Origin of the sequence: Pantoea sp. Lu_F5_004 (assembly GCF_051136245.1) — a bacterium.
GTDB classification, from domain to species: domain Bacteria; phylum Pseudomonadota; class Gammaproteobacteria; order Enterobacterales; family Enterobacteriaceae; genus Pantoea; species Pantoea agglomerans.
Map to the genome: position 1 here is coordinate 2,954,887 of NZ_CP194946.1, position 19,701 is coordinate 2,974,587.

Below are 19,701 nucleotides of genomic sequence, written 5' to 3' on the forward strand. Positions count from 1 at the left end.
TGGATTTCAGATTGTATTGAGGCGGCAGGAGAATGACTCCCCATGAGCTTACTCCGGTAAGTGATTCAGGTGAGTGAACGTAGCCAACAAAAATGCAGCCTGAAAGACGACGGGTATAACAAGGGCGGCCTGGCTGCCCTCTCGATTGCTGAAACCGCGGCATGGACAGACAGACTGACACGGGTCGTTCCCCTGAGTCAGGAAATAAAACGCCGTTCATCAATCTTCAGGGTAGCTTAGCTACCCTTTTTTTCCGGAGCTCGTTATGGGTATCGATTGGAACTGGGGCATATTCCTCGAACAGGCCCCGTTCGGTAACACGACCTACCTCGGCTGGCTGTGGTCCGGTTTTCAGGTGACGATTGCCGTCTCCTGCTGCGCCTGGATTATCGCCTTCTGCGTGGGTTCATTTTTCGGCATTCTGCGCACCGTGCCTAATCGCCTGCTGTCGACCATTGGCACCTGCTATGTCGAACTGTTTCGCAACATCCCACTGATCGTCCAGTTCTTCTTCTGGTATCTGGTGGCGCCCGAGCTGGTGGGCGAAAAGCTCGGCATGTGGTTTAAGTCTGAACTGGATCCCAACATTCAGTTCTTCCTCTCCTCGATGATCTGTCTTGGCCTGTTTACCGCCGCCCGTGTCTGCGAGCAGGTGCGCGCAGCGATTCAGTCACTGCCGAGTGGACAGAAGAATGCCGGTCTGGCGATGGGCTTAACCCTGCCGCAGACCTATCGCTATGTGCTGCTGCCGAATGCGTATCGCGTGATTGTGCCGCCGATGACCTCGGAAATGCTCAACCTGGTGAAGAACTCCGCTATCGCCTCCACCATAGGTCTGGTCGATATGGCGGCGCAGGCGGGCAAACTGCTCGACTATTCTGCCCACGCCTATGAATCCTTTACCGCTATTACGCTGGCCTACGTTGCGATTAACCTGGTGATTATGTTGTTGATGAGTCTGGTCGAGCGCAAAGTCCGGCTGCCAGGCAATGCGGGAGGCAAGTAATGTACGAGTTTGACTGGAGTTCGATTACACCCAGCCTGCCCTATCTGCTTAATGGCTTAGTGATCACCTTTAAAATCACGATTACCGCCGTGGTCTTCGGCATCCTGTGGGGCACTCTGCTGGCGGTGATGCGTCTGTCGACGTTTAAGCCCATCAGCTGGTTCGCTAAAATTTACGTCAACCTGTTCCGCTCGGTGCCGCTGGTCATGGTGCTGCTGTGGTTCTATCTGGTGGTGCCGAGTTTTCTGCAGCAGGTGCTGGGCCTGTCGCCCAAAACGGATATCCGACTGATTTCGGCCATGGTCGCCTTTTCACTGTTCGAAGCGGCGTACTACTCTGAAATTATTCGCGCCGGCATCATCAGTATCTCGCGTGGACAAGGCAGTGCGGCTCTGGCGCTGGGCATGACGCAGTGGCAGGCAATGCGACTGATCATTCTGCCGCAGGCGTTCCGCGCCATGGTTCCGCTGTTACTGACGCAGGGTATCGTGCTGTTCCAGGATACCTCGCTGGTTTATGTCTTAAGCCTGGCGGACTTCTTCCGTACCGCGTCCACCATTGGTGAGCGTGATGGCACCCAGGTTGAAATGGTTCTGTTTGCAGGTCTGGTCTACTTCGTTATCAGCCTGAGCGCATCGCTGTTGGTCAGCTATCTAAAAAGAAAAAGGACGGTTTAAATGATTAGCCTGAAAAATGTTTCTAAGTGGTATGGTCACTTTCAGGTGCTGACCGACTGCTCAACCGACGTCAAAACCGGTGAAGTGGTGGTGGTGTGCGGCCCGTCCGGCTCCGGTAAATCGACCCTGATCAAAACGGTGAACGGACTCGAGCCGATTCAGCAGGGCGTGATTGCGGTAAACGGCACCGAGGTGAATAACAAAAAAACTAATCTTGCGCAGCTTCGCAGCCAGGTCGGGATGGTGTTCCAGCACTTCGAGCTGTTTCCGCATCTGAGCATTATCAACAACCTGGTTCTGGCGCAGGTGAAAGTGCTGAAACGCGACAAAGCGGCAGCCCGCGATAAAGGGCTGAAGCTGCTGAAGCGTGTGGGTCTCTCCGCCCATGCTGAGAAGTTTCCCGGCCAGCTCTCGGGTGGTCAGCAGCAGCGCGTGGCCATTGCGCGTGCGCTCTGCATGGACCCTATCGCGATGCTGTTTGATGAACCCACCTCCGCGCTGGATCCGGAAATGATCAACGAAGTGCTGGATGTGATGGTTGAACTGGCACAGGAAGGGATGACGATGATGGTGGTGACCCATGAGATGGGCTTCGCCCGTAAGGTTGCCAATCGCGTGATCTTTATGGATGAAGGGAAAATTATCGAAGACACCAACAAAGATGACTTCTTTAATAACCCACAGTCTGAGCGCGCTAAAGATTTCCTCGCAAAAATTCTGCACTAAACCTAACGAACAGGCGGGTCACCCAGGGTGGCCCGCTTCATTTAGCTACGCCGCACTATCAGGGTTCAAAAGGCTGACGCTGAAACTGGTCGTTGCCGCATTCCGGACAACGTGACAGCGTTTCAGGCGTGTAGATTGCCCGGGTGAACTGGCACTTCTCACAGACCAGATTGCCCAGCCCCACCACTTCCCCGCTCTGATAAACCCCGTGATGATGCAGATCCTGGAAGACCTCACGCCACTCCAGCTGACTTTTATCGGTGATATCCGCCAGCTCTTTCCAGACGCTCTCGCGGATGATGCGCATAAACAGTGAGTCCGCCAGCGGTTCTTCCACATCGGTGTAGCTGCGTGCAAACTCGCCCAGATCACGGCGCACTGAGCTGAGCGCCTGGTCAATCTCCTGTTCCGTCATGTCATCGCGCACCAGCAACTGGCTTCGTCGCCCGGCAATCAGCTCATCAAGGTTACGATCGCCCTGACGGAGACGTTCGGTCAATACGGCTAACGACTCGCGATATTCCTGAGCCACTTTATTCATTTTGTTCTCCTTTATGCAGACCCTCGCTGAACTAAGTTTAGTCGTAATGTTGCTTTTGCCGTGTCGTCTGTACAGTGAATTACAAAAGGGTGAAGGCTCTGACGCTTTCGGCAGAAATCGTGCCGGCAAAAGTGGGAAGTGTTGTTGATACGCGGCCTTATGGGTATGCTATGCGGATCTTAGAGCCAGAAAAATGTTTTTCATAAAGGACCACAGGCAGCCATGCAAGAGCAATACCGCCCGGAAGAAATTGAATCCCGTGTGCAGCAGCACTGGGATGAAAACGAAACGTTTAAAGTGACTGAGCAGGAAGGTAAAGAGAAATACTATTGCCTCTCCATGTTGCCCTATCCTTCTGGCCGCCTGCACATGGGCCACGTTCGTAACTACACCATCGGCGACGTAATCGCGCGTTATCAGCGTATGCTCGGCAAAAACGTACTACAGCCGATTGGCTGGGATGCTTTCGGCCTGCCTGCGGAAGGCGCTGCGGTGAAAAACAACACCGCTCCGGCCCCGTGGACTTACGACAACATCGCCTACATGAAAAACCAGCTCAAACTGCTGGGCTTTGGCTATGACTGGAGTCGTGAACTGGCAACCTGCCAGCCAGAATACTATCGCTGGGAACAGTGGTTCTTTACCAAACTGTATGAAAAAGGCCTGGTCTATAAAAAGACCTCTGCCGTGAACTGGTGCCCGAACGATCAGACGGTGCTGGCGAACGAGCAGGTGATCGACGGCTGCTGCTGGCGCTGCGACACCAAAGTTGAGCGTAAAGAGATCCCGCAGTGGTTTATCAAAATCACCGATTATGCGGAAGAGCTGCTGAACGACCTGGATACGCTGGAAGAGTGGCCTGAGCAGGTCAAAACCATGCAGCGTAACTGGATTGGCCGCTCTGAAGGTGTCGAAATCACCTTCGATGTGGCTGACAGCGAAGAGAAGATCACCGTCTACACCACCCGCCCGGATACCTTTATCGGCGCAACCTATGTTGCTGTTGCCGCAGGCCATCCGCTGGCTACCCAGGCGTCGGTCAATAATCCGGCGCTGGCTGACTTTATTGCTGAATGCCGCAATACCAAAGTGGCCGAAGCCGATATGGCGACCATGGAGAAGAAAGGCATGGCGACAGGCCTGTCTGTTGTTCATCCGCTGACCGGCGAGCTTATCCCGGTCTGGGTTGCCAACTTTGTACTGATGGAATATGGCACCGGCGCCGTGATGGCGGTTCCGGCGCACGATCAGCGCGACTGGGAGTTTGCCACTAAATACGATCTGCCGATTAAACCGGTCATCCTGAATCTGGATGGTTCCATTCCTGACGTCAGCGCCGCGGCGATGACTGACAAAGGTGCGCTGTTCAACTCAGGTGAGTTTAACGGCATGGATCACGCCACCGGTTTTAACGCCATTGCAGATTTGCTGGCGGCAAAAGGCGTGGGCGTGCGTAAAGTGAACTACCGCCTGCGCGACTGGGGTGTCTCCCGTCAGCGCTACTGGGGTGCCCCTATCCCGATGGTGACGCTGGAAGACGGCACCGTCATGCCTGCACCAGAAGACCAGCTGCCGGTGATCCTGCCGGAAGATGTGGTGATGGATGGCATTACCAGCCCAATCAAAGCAGATCCGGAGTGGGCTAAAACCACGGTAAACGGCCAGCCTGCTCTGCGTGAAACCGACACCTTTGACACCTTTATGGAGTCTTCCTGGTACTACGCGCGTTATACCTGCGCCAGCTACAAGGAAGGCATGCTGGATCCGGCAGCGGCAAACTACTGGCTGCCGGTCGATCAGTATGTAGGCGGTATTGAACACGCCATCATGCACCTGATGTATTTCCGCTTCTTCCACAAGCTGCTGCGTGACGCGGGCCTGGTGAACTCCAATGAGCCAGCCAAACGTCTGCTGTGCCAGGGCATGGTGCTGGCTGACGCCTTCTACTCCCTCGGTGCCAACGGCGAGCGCAACTGGGTTTCACCGGTTGACGTTGAGGTTGAGCGGGATGAGAAAGGCCGCATTGTCAAAGCCACAGACACGCAGGGCCGTGAAGTGATCTACGCGGGCATGAGCAAAATGTCGAAGTCGAAAAACAACGGCATCGACCCACAGCTGATGGTTGAGCGTTACGGCGCGGATACCGTGCGTCTGTTTATGATGTTTGCTTCACCGGCGGAGATGACGCTGGAGTGGCAGGAGTCGGGCGTTGAAGGGGCGAACCGCTTCCTGAAACGTGTCTGGAAGCTGGTCTTCGAGCACACACAGAAAGGTGCGACCGTAGCACTCAATGTGGAAAGCCTGAATGACGAGCAGAAATCGCTGCGTCGCGATCTGCACAAAACCATCGCCAAAGTGGCGGATGATATTGGCCGTCGTCAGACTTTCAACACCGCCATTGCGGCGATCATGGAGCTGATGAACAAACTGGCACGCGCCCCGCAGGAAAGCGAGCAGGATCGCGCCCTGATGCAGGAAGCGCTGCTGGCCATCGTCCGTCTGCTCTATCCGTTTACCCCGCACGCCTGCTATGTTCTGTGGCAGACGCTGGGTGGCGAAGGCACTATCGATGAAGCGAGCTGGCCGGTTGCGGATGAAGCCGCTATGGTTGAAGATTCGCTGCTGGTAGTGGTTCAGGTTAACGGTAAAGTGCGTGGTAAAATCACCGTGCCAGCCGATGCAACACAGGAACAGGTTCAGGCACGCGCTGCGCAGGAGCATCTGGTAGCGAAGTATCTGGACGGCGTGACTATCCGTAAAGTCATTTATGTACCGGGCAAACTGCTTAACCTGGTCGTAGGTTAAGTTCAGGAGGAACTGTGCGACATCCGATTATCAGGCTGTTTGTCATGCTGGCGGTGGTGATCACCGCTGGCTGTGGTTTTCATCCGCGCGGCACCACTCAGGTGCCCAGCGAACTGAAAACCCTGATTGTTTCAACCGGCGATCCTTATGGGCCGCTGGCGCGTACTGTGCGTCAGCAACTGCGTATCAACGATGTCAAAATTGTTGAAGACAGCAAACAGAATCGCACCGATATTCCGACGCTGCGTCTGGGTCCGGAAGCCTCGGGTCGTAATACCGCGTCGGTCTTTATCAGCGGCACTACTGCCGAGTATCAGCTGGTGATGACCCTCACTGCGCAGGTGCTGTTGCCAGGCAAAGGTATCTATCCTATCAGCACCACGGTTTATCGGTCGTTCTTCGATAACCCGAACGCTGCGCTGGCAAAAGATGCCGAGCAGGATCTGATTACGCAGGAGATGCGTCAGCGTGCTGCTGAACAGCTGGTACGTAAACTGCTGACGGTACACGCCGCGCAGATTAACAGCAAAGAGACCTTACCGGCGTCAGTGATTCCGGTGCCGGGTCAGGGTTCACAGGAAGCGCCCACTTCCTCTGCTACCAGCCTGCAATGATCAGGATTTATCCTGAGCAACTCAGCGCGCAGCTCCGTGAGGGGCTGCGCGCCTGTTATTTGTTAGCCGGTAACGAACCGCTGCTGCTGCAGGAAAGTTCAGATGCGATTCGCGTCGCCGCAACCGCGCAGGGATTCGAAGAACATTTTAGTTTTACGCTGGATGCACAGACTGACTGGGAGAGCCTGTTCGTCAGTTGCCAGTCACTGAGCCTGTTTGCTCAGCGTCAGACCATGACGCTGCAATTCCCCGATAATGGCCCTAACGCCGCGATGGCAGAACAGCTGGTTAAGCTGTCGCAGTTGCTGCACGCCGATATTCTGCTGATCTGCCGAATGGCGAAGCTGACCAAAGCGCAGGAAAACAGCGCGTGGTTTAAAGCGTTGTCCGCCTCTGCGGTATTGGTGCCCTGTCAGACGCCCGAACAGGCGCAACTGCCACGCTGGGTCGTTAATCGCGCTAAGGCGCTGAAATTATCGGTAGATGACGCGGCCGTGCAGCTATTGTGTTACTGCTATGAAGGCAATCTGCTGGCGCTGGCGCAGGCGCTGGAGCGGCTCTCGCTGCAGTGGCCCGACGGCAAGCTGACACTGCCCCGGGTTGAAGAGGCGGTCAGTGATGCCGCGCACTTTACTCCCTTCCACTGGGTGGATGCCCTGCTAGCGGGAAAAAGCCGCCGCGCCCTGCATATTCTGCATCAACTGGAGAAAGAAGAGAGCGAAGTGGTGATACTGCTGCGTACGCTGCAGCGCGATCTGCTGACGCTGCTGCATCTGCAACGCCACCAGACAGCGCAGCCGCTGCGTACGCTGATGGATCAGCAGCGTATCTGGCAGAACCGCCGTGCGCTGTTTACCGACGCGCTGCAACGGCTGGATGCCACGCGTCTGCAACGCGCCATTCATCTGCTGAGCCAGATTGAGATCACCCTGAAGCAGGATTATGGACAGCCGGTGTGGCCGCAGTTGCAGACCCTGACGCTGCTGCTCAGCAGTCGTGCTTTTCCGACGAGCTTTGCCCATGTCTGAGTTACACGCGCTGTTTGGCGGCACCTTTGATCCGATTCATTTTGGCCATCTGCGCCCGGTCGAAGCGCTGGCGCAACAGACCGGCCTGCAGCGTGTAACGCTGCTGCCCAACAATGTGCCGCCGCATCGTCCGCAACCGGAAGCCAGCGCTGCCCAGCGGGTTGCTATGCTGCGCTGCGCTATCCGCGACCTGCCGCTGTTTGAGATTGATACGCGCGAACTGGAACGCGACACCCCGTCCTGGACCGTGACCACCCTGGAAGCCTGGCGAACCGAGCGCGGTGCAGAGCAGCCGCTGGGATTTATTATTGGTCAGGATTCATTGCTGAGCTTATCAAAATGGCATCGCTGGCAGGATCTGCTGTCACTCTGCCATCTGCTGGTATGCCAGCGACCCGGCTATCCGACCCGGTTCGACTCGCCTGACATGCAGCGCTGGCTTGAGCAACACCTCGCTCAGGATATCCGGCAGTTGCATCAGCAGCCCGCAGGCCATATCTGGCTGGCGGACACTCCTCTCTATGACATTTCGGCCACGGAAATTCGCCGCCGTCGCCACCAGAATCAGCCCTGCGACGATCTGTTGCCCGCTGCGGTTATCGATTATATCGACCGCGAAGGCTTATATCGCGACTGATCCGGGCATGCTATACTATGCCGCTTAATTTTTTGGCTGCACTCTCCGGGCTTACAGCCGGCTCGTTACCACCAGATTCCAAGGGGAACCTTTTGCAAGGTAAAGCACTCCAAGAGTTCGTTATTGATAAGATTGATGATCTCAAAGGCCAGGACATTGTCACCATCGACGTTCAGGGCAAATCCAGCATCACCGATTTCATGATCATCTGCACCGGCACCTCCACGCGTCATGTGACTTCGATCGCAGAACACGTAGAGCAGGAGTCGCGTTTAGCAGGCCTGATGCCACTGGGCATTGAAGGTAAAAGCGCGGCAGACTGGGTCGTGGTCGATCTGGGTGATGTCATCGTGCATGTGATGCAGGAAGAGAGTCGCCAGCTGTATGAGCTGGAAAAACTCTGGGGCTAATCGGTGAAACTGCAACTTGTTGCCGTCGGCACGAAAATGCCTGACTGGGTGCAGACCGGTTTTATGGAATATCTGCGCCGCTTCCCGAAAGATATGCCGCTTGAGCTGACCGAAGTAACCGCAGGTAAACGCGGTAAAAATGCTGATATCAAACGCATCCTTGAAAAAGAGGGTGACGCGATGTTAGCGGCGGTCGGCAAAGGCAATCGCATCGTCACGCTGGATATTCCTGGTCATCCGTGGGAAACCCCGCAGCTGGCGCAGCAGCTTGAACGCTGGAAGCTGGATGGTCGCGATGTCAGCCTGCTGATTGGCGGGCCTGAAGGCCTGGCCCCCGCCTGCAAAGCGGCGGCAGAGCAGAGCTGGTCACTGTCAGCATTGACGTTGCCCCATCCGCTGGTGCGCGTGCTGGTAGCCGAAAGTCTGTATCGGGCCTGGAGCATAACGACAAATCATCCTTATCATCGTGAATGACCGATCAGCCCACATCAGACATGACAAGTAGCGGATGAAATTACAAAGCAACGCCTTTCGCGATTACAGCGCCGAACAGAAACTCTTTGTCCGTCGGGCCTTTATCGCCTTCGTCGGTATCTTACTGCTCTCTTCAGTACTGGTGGTTAACCTTTACCACCTGCAGATCCTTCGCTTTGATGATTACAGCACCCGCTCCAACCAGAACCGTATCAAACTGGTGCCTGTGGCCCCCAGCCGCGGCATAATTTACGATCGTACCGGCACGCCGCTGGCGCTGAACCGCACTATTTATCAGGCAGAACTGGTCCCGGAAAAAGTTGATAATCTGCAACAGACCCTGGAAAACTTACGCCCCATTCTTGAGCTGACTGACGAAGACCTCGAAAACTTCCAGAAAGAGCGTAAACGCTCGCGTCGGTTCACCTCTATCCCGGTTAAAACCGGTCTGAATGACGTGCAGGTGGCGCGCTTTGCGGTCAATCAGTACCGCTTCCCCGGCGTGGAAGTTAAAGGTTACCAGCGACGCTACTACCCTTACGGTGCCACACTGACGCATGTGGTCGGCTACGTCTCAAAAATCAACGATCGTGACGTTGCACGCCTCGACAAAGAGGGCATATGGCCTAACTACGCCGCGACGCACGACATCGGCAAGCTGGGCATTGAAGCCTATTACGAAGATTTGCTGCACGGCAAAACCGGCTTTGAAGAGGTTGAGGTCAACAACCGTGGCCGGGTCATTCGCCAGCTGCATGAGGAGTCTCCTCAGGCAGGCCGTGATATCTATCTGACTATCGATCTCAAACTGCAGCAATATGTCGAGACCCTGCTGGCGGGCAGTCGCGCGGCCGTCGTGGTCAGCGACCCGCGCACCGGCGAAATTCTCGCTATGGTCTCAACGCCCAGCTATGACGCCAACCTGTTTGTCGACGGTATTTCCAGTAAGGATTACCGCGGCCTGCTGGAAGATGAAAACCGCCCGCTCTATAACCGTGCGATTCAGGCCGCCTATCCACCGGCTTCGACGGTTAAACCTTATGTGGCGGTCTCTGCCCTGAGTGCTGGCGTAATTAACCGTAATACCAGCCTGTTTGATCCCGGCTGGTGGCAGCTTCCCGGTTCAGAAAAACGCTTCCGCGACTGGAAAAAATGGGGCCACGGACGTCTGAACGTTACCAAAGCGCTGGAAGAGTCTGCCGATACCTTCTTCTATCAGGTTGCCTATGACATGGGCATCGACCGTCTGTCGGAGTGGATGAATAAATTTGGTTACGGTAGCCGTACCGGCATCGATTTACCGCAGGAGAGCGCCGGTAACATGCCGACCCGCGACTGGAAACAGAGACGCTTTAAAAAGCCGTGGTATCAGGGCGATACCATTCCGGTGGGGATCGGACAGGGTTACTGGACCGCCACGCCGTTGCAGATGAACAAAGCGATGATGATTCTGATCAACGACGGCGTCGTCAAAGTGCCGCATATGCTGCGCGCCACCCGCGAAGGTCGTACTCTGGTGCCGTATCGCCAGCCGCCTGAAGCCCCGATTGGTGATATCCATTCCGGCTACTGGGAAATTGCCAAAGATGGCATGTATGGCGTGGCGAACCGGCCCAACGGCACCGCGCACAAGAGCTTCGCCGATGCGCCCTATAAAATCGCCGCCAAGTCCGGTACGGCCCAGGTCTTTGGCCTGAAAGAGAACGAAACCTATAACGCCCATAAAATTGCTGAACGATTACGCGACCATAAATTAATGACCGCGTTTGCCCCTTATGACAAACCTCGGGTCGCCGTGACCATTATCCTGGAAAACGGTGGCGCCGGTCCGGCTGTCGGCACCGTCATGCGCCAGATTCTGGATCACATTATGTTGGGTGATAACAATACTGTCCTGCCGGACGCCGCTCCTGTGCCGCCCGGTTATGAAGGTGAATAAACATGTCGATGCAAGATAGTCCGCAGAAACGTTCGATCTGGATGCGCATCCACATCGATCCGCTGTTTATGCTGATCATTCTCGGCCTGCTGACCTATAGCGCTGTGGTGATCTGGAGCGCCAGTGGTCAGGATCCCGGCATGATGGAGCGTAAACTCGGTCAGATCGCGATGGGGCTAGTCATCATGATTGTGCTGGCGCAGGTACCGCCGCGCGTCTATGAAGGCTGGGCACCCTATCTCTATATTGTCTGCGTCATTCTGCTGGTGGCGGTGGATGCCTTCGGGCAGATCAGTAAAGGCGCTCAACGCTGGCTCGATCTCGGCTTTGTGCGTTTTCAGCCCTCTGAGATTGCCAAGATAGCGGTGCCTTTGATGGTGGCGCGCTTTATCAACCGCGATGTCTGTCCGCCAACGCTGAAAAATACCGGCATTGCGCTGATTCTGATTTTCCTGCCCACCCTGCTGGTGGCGGCACAGCCCGATCTCGGCACCTCGATTCTGATTGCTGCCTCCGGCTTGTTTGTGCTGTTCCTCTCGGGTATGAGCTGGAAACTGATTGGCGTAGCCGTGTTGCTGGTCGCCGCCTTTATCCCGATTTTGTGGTTTTTCCTGATGCACGATTATCAGCGTGACCGCGTGATGATGCTGCTCGACCCGGAAACGGACCCGCTGGGTGCGGGCTATCACATTATCCAGTCGAAAATTGCTATTGGCTCGGGAGGCCTGCGCGGTAAAGGCTGGCTGCAGGGCACCCAGTCTCAGCTGGAGTTTTTGCCGGAACGTCATACCGACTTTATCTTTGCGGTTCTGGCCGAAGAGTTAGGCCTGGTTGGCGTGCTGCTGCTGCTGACCCTTTATCTGCTGCTAATCATGCGGGGATTGGTGGTGGCAGCCCGGGCGCAGACCACCTTTGGCCGGGTAATGGCGGGCGGTTTAATGCTGATTTTATTCGTTTATGTTTTCGTTAACATTGGCATGGTTAGTGGTATCTTACCGGTAGTTGGCGTGCCGCTGCCGCTGGTCAGTTATGGTGGCTCCGCGCTTATCGTGCTTATGGCGGGATTTGGCATTGTGATGTCGATCCACACTCACCGAAAAATGTTATCTAAAAGTGTCTAAGAGGCTGCAGATGCGTAAGGAATGGCTTGGCGTTGCACTGGCATCACTGGTTCTGGCGGCCTGTACCACGCCGGAACCCCAAAATACGGCGCCGCCGCAACCGGCTTACAATGGACCGGTGGTTGAGATTCCAGGCGTTGAGCCACGTTATGAGCCGATCAATCCAGGCACCAGCCAGGATTACAGCGTGAACGGCAAAAATTATCGCGTCATCAAAGATCCGTCGAACTACAGTGAAGTCGGCCTCGCCACCTGGTACGGCGAAGAGGCGCAGGGCAACCGCACCGCCACCGGCGAAGCCTACGATCCTGATGCGCTGACCGCGGCCCACCCTACTCTGCCGCTGCCGAGCTATGTGCGCGTGACCAATATCGCGAATGGCCGTCAGATTGTGGTGCGCGTTAACGATCGCGGCCCTTACACGCCAGGACGCATTATCGACCTGTCGCGGGCTGCCGGTGACCGCCTGAATATCTCCAACAATTCGCGCGTGCGGGTTGATTACATCAAGGTCGCCCCAGACGGCACGCTCTCTGGCCCCGGCACCATCGGGACCGTCGTGGCAAAACAGAGCTACTCTCTGCCAGCCCGGCCGGACCTGAGTGGCGGCGCGGTGATGAACGGCGGCAGCTCAGCACCCTCAGAGCCGCCTGCGCAAAATGTTGAGGCCATCAGCAACAGCACGCTGCAAAGCGGTGACAACATGGGTGCGCCGGTGCAGAGCAGCGGCTTTCTTGGTGCACCCCAGCCATTAGCGACCGGCGTACTGGAAGGTAACGAACCGCCAGCCGCCGCACCCGCCAGTTCCGCACCGGCAGTCAGCAATGCTGCTCCCGCAGCAGCCAGCGCTGCACCTGCAGCCAGCAGTGGTGATGCCGATGGATATGTTGTGCAGGTCGGTGCGCTGAATGACCCGGCGCGTGCCCAGCAGATGATGAAAAGCCTGAGCCAGCGTTACGGCGTGCCCGGTAAGGTAGAAGACGCGGGCAACAATGTGTATCGCGTTCAGCTCGGCGGCTACACCTCCCGCGCCGAAGCGGCTGCGCTGCAACAGCGCCTGAGCAGTGAAGGCCAGGCCGCCTCATTTATTACTAACACGCGTCGCTGAACCGTTTGTCAGACAGCTGCACGTTATGTCTGCTAACAACCCAATCATCACGCCCGGTGTCAGTTAATCTGGCATTGGGTATGATGAGTGACATTTTCAACCTCAAACTCACGGATGTTGTAGTCCTACACATGAACACGCTGAAATCATCTCGTTTGCTGAAACGCCTGACAGTGGGATCACTGATCGCTTTCTCTCTCAGCCATGCTGCTATTGCTGATGACGTCAATCTCAAGACCATGATTCCGGGCGTACCGGACATTGATGCCGAAGCGTACGTCCTTATCGACTACAACTCAGGCAAAGTGCTGGCAGAGAAAAATGCCGATGCACGTCGCGATCCTGCCAGTCTGACCAAGATGATGACCAGCTATGTCATTGGTCAGGCCGTTAAAGCGGGTAAAATTCATCAGGACGATATGGTCACCGTCGGCCCGGATGCCTGGGCGACCGGCAACCCGGTGTTCAAAGGCTCCTCACTGATGTTCCTGAAGCCAGGCGACCGCGTGCCGGTTTCTCAGCTGACCCGTGGGATTGTGCTGCAGTCCGGTAACGACGCCTGTGTTGCGATGGCTGACTATGTCGCTGGCAGCCAGGATGCGTTCGTTAACCTGATGAACAACTATGTTAAAGCGATTGGTCTGCAGAATACCCACTTCCAGACTGTTCATGGTCTGGACGCGGAAGGTCAGTACAGCTCCGCGCGCGATATGGCGTTGATCGGTCAGGCGCTGATCCGTGACGTGCCGGAAGAGTATGCTGTCTATAAAGAGAAAGAGTTCACCTTCAATAATATCCGTCAGATGAACCGTAACGGTCTGCTGTGGGATACCAACCTGAATGTGGACGGCATCAAAACCGGTCACACCAACTCTGCCGGTTACAACCTGGTGGCGTCTGCGACTGAAGGCCAGATGCGCCTGATTTCTGCTGTCATGGGCGGTCATACCTACAAAGGCCGTGAAACTGAGAGTAAGAAACTGCTCACCTGGGGTTTCCGTTTCTTTGAAACCGTTGCACCACTGAAAGCGGGCAAAGAGTTCGCCTCTGAGCCAGTCTGGTTCGGCGATAACGACCGTGTGCAGCTGGGCGTGGAAAAAGATGCTTACCTGACCATCCCACGTGGCCGCATGAAAGATCTGAAAGCCAGCTATGTGCTGACCAACACAGAACTGCATGCACCACTGAAGAAAAATCAGGTAGTCGGCAGCATCAACTTCCAGCTGGATGGCAAGACTATCGAACAGCGTCCGCTGGTAGTGCTGAACGAGATCTCTGAAGGAGGTTTCTTTGGCCGTATCGTTGATTACATCAAGCTGATGTTCCATCACTGGTTCGGTTAAGCGTGGCGGGTGATTGAAAAATCACCCCTTCGCCCCCATTACACGATATTATGTTGCTCCCGCTCAGGCGGGAGCCTGTTTTTTATGCACCGGAGTTAATATGAAAACCAAACTGAATGAGCTGCTCGAATTTCCTACCCCGTTTACCTACAAGGTAATGGGTCTGGCACAACCGGAGCTGGTTGATCAAGTGGTTGAAGTGGTGCAACGCCATGCGCCAGGCGACTACAGCCCAGAAGTTAAGCCAAGCAGCAAAGGCAACTATCACTCCGTAAACATCACTATCACCGCCACCCACATCGAGCAGGTAGAACGCCTGTACGAAGAGCTGGGCAACATCGAAATTGTGCGGATGGTACTGTAATTTACGGGTCGGCAAGGCGCCTCTGCCTGACGGTTTGCCGACGTTATCCTCAGCGTTATTTCCTTTAGCGGGCTATCGTTTTGTCAGTTGAAACTCTTCTTGTCCGCCAGTCAGGTCTGCGCGACTGGCAATCTGTCTCCGACGCCATGCATCACTATACCGACCAGCGCAACGACCAGAGTCGTGATGAAATCTGGCTGGTTGAACATCCTCCGGTCTTTACTCAGGGTCAGGCGGGCAAAGCAGAGCATCTGCTGATGCCAGGCGAGATCCCGGTGGTGCAGAGTGACCGTGGGGGTCAGGTCACCTATCACGGGCCGGGACAGCAGGTGATGTACGTCCTGATCGATGTGAAACGCCGTAAGCTCGGCGTACGCCAGCTGGTGACCATTCTGGAAGAGACGGTTATCGCCACCCTGGCAGAATTTGGCGTCAGCGCCCGCGCCCGTGCTGATGCACCCGGCGTCTACGTCGGGGAAGAAAAAATCTGTTCACTGGGATTACGCATCCGTAAAGGCTGCTCGTTTCACGGTCTGGCGCTGAATGTTGCCATGGATTTGTCGCCCTTCCTGCGTATCAATCCCTGTGGTTACGCCGGCATGAGCATGACCCAGTTGAAGAATTTCCAGCCAGAGGTGACGACGGAGCAGGTACACTCTCCGCTGGTCAGCGCGTTTGCGCGGCTGTCAGGTTATGAAAATGTTGAATGGATTTCAGGGGATCTCCCTGTTAAACCTTAACGCAGAATGCGAATTTACAAATATGTAACTTATCCGCGCTGACTGTGGCTGCTTCGCAGGCGATGTGATGATATAATTTTTGCACTTTTTTCAAATAAAGTTGAAAGCAGCCTTCCCCGTTTGAGTGGGAACGCTTTCAAATCGCAATCCGACCGGAACCTGCTGATTTATGAGTAAACCAATTCAGATGGAACGCGGCGTCAAATATCGTGACGCAGACAAAATGGCGCTGATCCCGGTGAAAACCGTGGCTGTTGAACGGCAGGAGATGTTGCGTAAGCCGGAATGGATGAAAATCAAGCTGCCAGCTGACTCCAGTCGTATTCAGGGCATTAAAGCCGCGATGCGCAAAAACGGGCTGCACTCAGTCTGTGAAGAGGCATCCTGCCCTAACCTCGCCGAATGCTTCAACCACGGCACCGCCACCTTTATGATCCTTGGCGCAATCTGTACCCGTCGTTGTCCATTCTGCGATGTGGCACATGGCCGTCCCAATGCGCCTGATGCTAACGAACCCGCTAAACTGGCGCAGACGATTGCCGATATGGGCCTGCGCTACGTGGTGATCACCTCGGTTGACCGCGATGATTTGCGTGATGGTGGCGCACAGCACTTTGCCGACTGCATCAGCGCGATTCGCGAAAAAAATCCGACGATCAAAATCGAAACGCTGGTGCCGGACTTCCGTGGCCGTATGGATCGCGCGCTGGAGATTCTCACCGCGACGCCACCGGATGTGTTTAACCACAATCTGGAAAACGTACCGCGCGTCTACCGCCAGGTGCGTCCGGGCGCGAACTATGAGTGGTCACTGAAGCTGCTTGAACGTTTCAAAGAGGCGCATCCTCACATCCCGACAAAATCGGGTCTGATGGTGGGCCTGGGCGAAACCAATGCCGAAATCGTTGAAGTGATGCGCGATCTGCGTCGCCATGGTGTCACCATGCTGACGCTGGGCCAGTATCTGCAGCCGAGCCGCCACCACCTGCCGGTTCAGCGTTACGTCAGCCCGGCTGAGTTCGATGAGATGAAAGAAGAAGCGATGGCGATGGGCTTTACCCATGCCGCGTGCGGTCCGTTTGTCCGCTCTTCCTATCACGCGGATATGCAGGCCAAAGGCGAAGAAGTGAAATAATCACGCCTCTGCGGTCGGACGCCGGAAAAAACAAAAAACCAGACTGGAGACAGTCTGGTTTTTTTATCTGTGCCTGAAATAAAAAGTAACAGTTATTTGCAGCAAATAACCGATTAATCTTTATGAACGACGCGTTCTGCCGGCACGTCTTCAGCCGCAGTTCGGGTTGCACTGGTATCTTCATCTTTCATGGCTTTTTTAAAGCCCTTGATTGCGGAGCCCAGATCGCCACCCAGTGAGCGCAACTTGTTGGTACCAAAAAGCAGTACGATAAGCGCACCGATAATCAGCAGCTTGGCAATACTGATACCTTCCATATTTAACCTTTCAACTTTATCGAATCACGGTGACTGATATTTACGCGCAGTTTGCCTGTGGCGACAACTGGAATCTGTAACAGAGTAAGATCTCAGATGAAACGACTCAGGAACGCCTGGGTGCGCGGATGCTGTGGATTCGCGATCACCTCTTCAGGCGTGCCCTGCTCCACCACCACCCCCCCATCCATAAAGACCACGCGATCGGCGGCTTCCCGCGCAAAGCTAATCTCATGAGTCACCACGATCATCGTTAATCCCTGATCGGCCAGGGTACGCATGGTCGCCAGCACTTCGCCCACCAGTTCCGGATCGAGCGCGGAGGTCGGCTCATCAAACAGCATCAGCTGCGGTTTAATCGCCAGCGCCCGCGCAATCGCCACACGCTGTTGCTGTCCGCCCGACAGGTGACGTGGCCAGGCGTCCGCTTTATCGCTTAACCCCACCGTCGCCAGCAGCGATCGGGCATGAGCCATCGCCTCCTGACGCGGGAATTTATGCACGCCGATGGGCGCTTCAATGATGTTCTGCAGCACAGTCATATGGGGGTAGAGATTGAACTGCTGAAACACCATACCAATTTTCTGGCGCTGACGGGCGATCTGGCGTGGCGACAACCGGTGCAGCACATGCCCTTTAAGTACGTAACCGATCTGCTCATCACCGACCCGAATCGATCCGGCGTTCATCTCTTCAAGGTGATTGATGCAGCGCAGAAACGTGGATTTACCGGAACCGGATGGCCCGAGGATCACCACTACTTCACCAGGCCAGACATCCAGATCGATCCCTTTCAAAACCTGATTGTCGCCGTAATTCTTCTGCACATTGCGGGCGCAGACCAGGGGTTCATGCTGACTCATTGTTCCTCCTGCTGGGGTTGCGCGTTAGCCGCGACGGCGGCGCGTCTGGGGGCGCGTCTGGGGGCGCTGGCCACCCGGCGAGTGCCACGCGCGTAGTAACGCTCGATGCCGGACTGGCCCAGATTGAGGATCGAGGTGATCAGCAGATACCAGATCACCGCCACCATCAGCATCGGGATGATCTCGAAGGTACGGTTGTAGATCGCCTGCACCGAATAGAGCAGATCGCCCATTGCGATCACGCTGACCAGCGACGTCGCCTTGATCATGCTGATCAGCTGGTTGCCAGTAGGCGGAATAATCGATCGCATCGCCTGCGGAATAATAATGCGTCGCAGCGCCCGTGAACGACTCATACCAAAGGCCTGCGTGGTCTCTACCTGACCGTTATCCACCGACAGCAGACCGGCGCGAATAATTTCCGCCATATAGGCCGCTTCATTCAGCGCCAGCCCGGCAATAGCGGCTGTCAGCGGCGTAATCAGATCGTTGGTATTCCAGCTGGCCAGCGTGATATCGGTCCACGGCAGCGTCAGCGACAGCGCCGGAAACAGTGTAGAAAGGTTGTACCAGAAGATCAGCTGTACCAGCAGCGGCGTGCCACGAAAGAACCAGATATAGAGTCCGGCAACGCCGCGCAGCAACCGGTTCTCAGAGAGCCGCCAGACGCCAAGCAGCAGACCGAGCAGCGTGCCGAGCACCATCGACACCACTGTCAGCCCCAGAGTGACCTGCAACCCTTTGAGCACGGATCCTTCAGTAAACCACCTGAGCACCACCTGCCATTCAAAGTTAGGGTTGGTCGCCACCAGCCACAACAGATTGGTGCCGATCACCAGCACGACAATCCAGCTGATCCAGCGTCCGTAAGTGGGCGCGCTGCGAGCGAACGCCACGTCGCGCAGCTGTGCCTCGCCTCTGTCACCGCTGTGCAGATGGCGCGGCGGGCTCATTTGCTGGCCTCTTTCGCCAGATTCAATCCGGGTGCGGTGGTCATGTTGCCCTCAAGCTGCCACTTTTTCATGATGGCCGCATACGTCCCGTTCTGATACAGCTCTTTGTAGGCATCCAGCACCACCTGACCCAGCGGCGAGCCTTTCGGCACCACCGTGCCCTGGAAAATATCGCCAAAGCCGTTTTTCTGGCCTTTGCCCGCCAGCTCAAGTTGCCCCTTCGCCTGATTAACAAAGTAAGTCAGCGGCGCCTGTGATGAGAAGAACGCATCGGAGCGTTTAGAACGTACCGCCAGAATTGAAGAAGGCTGATCGGTAAAGGCCTGCACTGTCACGGCCGGTTTCCCGTCGGCCACACACCGGGCTGACTGCTTACGGATAACCTGTTCCGCAGAGCCAGCGGCCATGACGGCAATGCGCTTGCCGCAGGTGTCGTCCAGCTGATTGATTCTGGCCGGATTGCCCTTCTGCACGCCAAACACCACAAACTCCTGTACAAAATCGATGAAATCCACTTTCTGCTGACGGTCCGGATAATCACCAATCGGCCCAATCGCCAGCTGATAACGACCCGCGTTGATGCCGGTGAGTACGCCCGATAAACCACTCACCGTTGCATGCTCGATCTTCACACCCAGCAGTTGCGCCAGCGCAGTCGTTAATTCGGCCGACGCGCCCTCCATTGAGTGCGGGCCATTCACAATTTCATAGGGCGGAAATGAGCCGTTATTCACTGAAATCATTTTGCCCGATTTTTTGATCTCATCCGGCAGCCTGTCATGCAGGGCCTGGTCAACTTTTTGCACCGGAATAGCGTCGGCAGCCTGCGCCAGCGCTGCAGTCAGCCCCAGCGCCACGATTAAGGCGGTTGCTCTCTTAGTCATAATGGATTCCTGGTTC

Annotated in this window: 21 protein-coding genes; 16 read left to right on the forward strand and 5 right to left on the reverse strand. The window is 55.7% G+C overall.

What is annotated here, in order from left to right:
• The first annotated feature begins 265 nt into the window (after positions 1–265).
• From ACR8BN_RS13760 to ACR8BN_RS13770, 3 genes are read left to right on the forward strand one after another with little or no spacing between them, the layout of a single operon-like run.
• The gene (locus ACR8BN_RS13760; RefSeq protein WP_010258960.1) at positions 266–1,006 is read left to right on the forward strand and encodes an amino acid ABC transporter permease; all 741 of its coding nucleotides are present in this window, start codon (positions 266–268) and stop codon (positions 1,004–1,006) included.
• Entirely contained in the window at positions 1,006–1,683 is a 678-nt protein-coding gene (gene gltK / locus ACR8BN_RS13765; RefSeq protein WP_010258961.1) for a glutamate/aspartate ABC transporter permease GltK, read from the forward strand. Before ACR8BN_RS13760 ends, gltK begins: the two co-directional genes overlap by 1 nt.
• Positions 1,684–2,409 (forward strand): amino acid ABC transporter ATP-binding protein, encoded by a 726-nt coding sequence (locus ACR8BN_RS13770; RefSeq protein WP_010258962.1) that lies wholly within the window; start codon positions 1,684–1,686, stop codon positions 2,407–2,409. It begins immediately after the preceding gene.
• Between the two features lie 58 nt (positions 2,410–2,467).
• Here the strand turns inward: ACR8BN_RS13770 and ACR8BN_RS13775 are convergent, their stop codons facing one another.
• Positions 2,468–2,950, reverse strand: a complete 483-nt coding sequence (locus ACR8BN_RS13775) for a zinc ribbon-containing protein (RefSeq protein ID WP_010258963.1) — start codon at positions 2,948–2,950, stop codon at positions 2,468–2,470.
• A 222-nt stretch (positions 2,951–3,172) separates the two neighbouring features.
• Between ACR8BN_RS13775 and leuS the strand changes: the two genes are divergently transcribed.
• From leuS to lipA, 13 genes are all read left to right on the forward strand, one after another.
• A complete protein-coding gene (leuS, locus tag ACR8BN_RS13780; RefSeq protein WP_182686272.1) occupies positions 3,173–5,755 on the forward strand; it encodes a leucine--tRNA ligase in 2,583 nt (860 codons plus the stop codon).
• 14 nt (positions 5,756–5,769) lie between these two features.
• A complete protein-coding gene (gene lptE, locus ACR8BN_RS13785; protein WP_031592230.1) occupies positions 5,770–6,369 on the forward strand; it encodes an LPS assembly lipoprotein LptE in 600 nt (199 codons plus the stop codon).
• Positions 6,366–7,397 (forward strand): DNA polymerase III subunit delta, encoded by a 1,032-nt coding sequence (holA, locus tag ACR8BN_RS13790; RefSeq protein ID WP_010258966.1) that lies wholly within the window; start codon positions 6,366–6,368, stop codon positions 7,395–7,397. The genes lptE and holA overlap by 4 nt, the downstream gene beginning before the upstream one ends.
• On the forward strand, positions 7,390–8,034 hold the full coding sequence (gene nadD / locus ACR8BN_RS13795) for a nicotinate-nucleotide adenylyltransferase (RefSeq protein ID WP_022626055.1): 645 nt from the start codon (positions 7,390–7,392) through the stop codon (positions 8,032–8,034). Before holA ends, nadD begins: the two co-directional genes overlap by 8 nt.
• Positions 8,035–8,126: 92 nt before the next feature.
• Positions 8,127–8,444 carry a ribosome silencing factor gene (gene rsfS / locus ACR8BN_RS13800; protein WP_010258968.1) on the forward strand — a complete coding sequence of 106 codons (318 nt, stop codon included), beginning with the start codon at positions 8,127–8,129 and terminating at the stop codon, positions 8,442–8,444.
• 3 nt (positions 8,445–8,447) lie between these two features.
• Entirely contained in the window at positions 8,448–8,918 is a 471-nt protein-coding gene (rlmH, locus tag ACR8BN_RS13805; protein ID WP_064704644.1) for a 23S rRNA (pseudouridine(1915)-N(3))-methyltransferase RlmH, read from the forward strand.
• A 34-nt stretch (positions 8,919–8,952) separates the two neighbouring features.
• Positions 8,953–10,857: a peptidoglycan DD-transpeptidase MrdA gene (mrdA, locus tag ACR8BN_RS13810; protein ID WP_031592233.1), complete on the forward strand. Its 1,905-nt coding sequence runs from the start codon at positions 8,953–8,955 to the stop codon at positions 10,855–10,857.
• Between the two features lie 8 nt (positions 10,858–10,865).
• Positions 10,866–11,978 carry a peptidoglycan glycosyltransferase MrdB gene (gene mrdB, locus ACR8BN_RS13815; protein ID WP_031592234.1) on the forward strand — a complete coding sequence of 371 codons (1,113 nt, stop codon included), beginning with the start codon at positions 10,866–10,868 and terminating at the stop codon, positions 11,976–11,978.
• Positions 11,979–11,988: 10 nt separating this feature from the next.
• Positions 11,989–13,086 (forward strand): endolytic peptidoglycan transglycosylase RlpA, encoded by a 1,098-nt coding sequence (gene rlpA, locus ACR8BN_RS13820; RefSeq protein WP_064704643.1) that lies wholly within the window; start codon positions 11,989–11,991, stop codon positions 13,084–13,086.
• A gap of 131 nt (positions 13,087–13,217) precedes the next feature.
• Positions 13,218–14,429, forward strand: a complete 1,212-nt coding sequence (dacA, locus tag ACR8BN_RS13825; RefSeq protein ID WP_010258977.1) for a D-alanyl-D-alanine carboxypeptidase DacA — start codon at positions 13,218–13,220, stop codon at positions 14,427–14,429.
• A 100-nt stretch (positions 14,430–14,529) separates the two neighbouring features.
• Positions 14,530–14,793 carry a DUF493 family protein YbeD gene (gene ybeD / locus ACR8BN_RS13830; RefSeq protein WP_003854030.1) on the forward strand — a complete coding sequence of 88 codons (264 nt, stop codon included), beginning with the start codon at positions 14,530–14,532 and terminating at the stop codon, positions 14,791–14,793.
• Between the two features lie 80 nt (positions 14,794–14,873).
• Positions 14,874–15,533: a lipoyl(octanoyl) transferase LipB gene (gene lipB, locus ACR8BN_RS13835; RefSeq protein ID WP_029519432.1), complete on the forward strand. Its 660-nt coding sequence runs from the start codon at positions 14,874–14,876 to the stop codon at positions 15,531–15,533.
• 169 nt (positions 15,534–15,702) lie between these two features.
• Complete coding sequence (lipA, locus tag ACR8BN_RS13840; protein ID WP_010258979.1) at positions 15,703–16,668, forward strand: lipoyl synthase; 966 nt, start codon at positions 15,703–15,705, stop codon at positions 16,666–16,668.
• Between the two features lie 113 nt (positions 16,669–16,781).
• On the opposite strand, the gene tatE is transcribed toward lipA, so the two are convergent.
• The 4 genes from tatE to ACR8BN_RS13860 all read right to left on the reverse strand — a co-directional run bounded on the left by tatE (position 16,782) and on the right by ACR8BN_RS13860 (position 19,685).
• The gene (tatE, locus tag ACR8BN_RS13845) at positions 16,782–16,985 is read right to left on the reverse strand and encodes a twin-arginine translocase subunit TatE (RefSeq protein WP_010671272.1); all 204 of its coding nucleotides are present in this window, start codon (positions 16,983–16,985) and stop codon (positions 16,782–16,784) included.
• A 92-nt stretch (positions 16,986–17,077) separates the two neighbouring features.
• Entirely contained in the window at positions 17,078–17,848 is a 771-nt protein-coding gene (locus ACR8BN_RS13850) for an amino acid ABC transporter ATP-binding protein (RefSeq protein ID WP_064704642.1), read from the reverse strand.
• Positions 17,845–18,801 (reverse strand): amino acid ABC transporter permease, encoded by a 957-nt coding sequence (locus ACR8BN_RS13855; protein WP_434747028.1) that lies wholly within the window; start codon positions 18,799–18,801, stop codon positions 17,845–17,847. The genes ACR8BN_RS13850 and ACR8BN_RS13855 overlap by 4 nt, the downstream gene beginning before the upstream one ends.
• Positions 18,798–19,685: an ABC transporter substrate-binding protein gene (locus ACR8BN_RS13860; RefSeq protein ID WP_064704640.1), complete on the reverse strand. Its 888-nt coding sequence runs from the start codon at positions 19,683–19,685 to the stop codon at positions 18,798–18,800. Before ACR8BN_RS13860 ends, ACR8BN_RS13855 begins: the two co-directional genes overlap by 4 nt.
• Positions 19,686–19,701 lie beyond the last annotated feature (16 nt).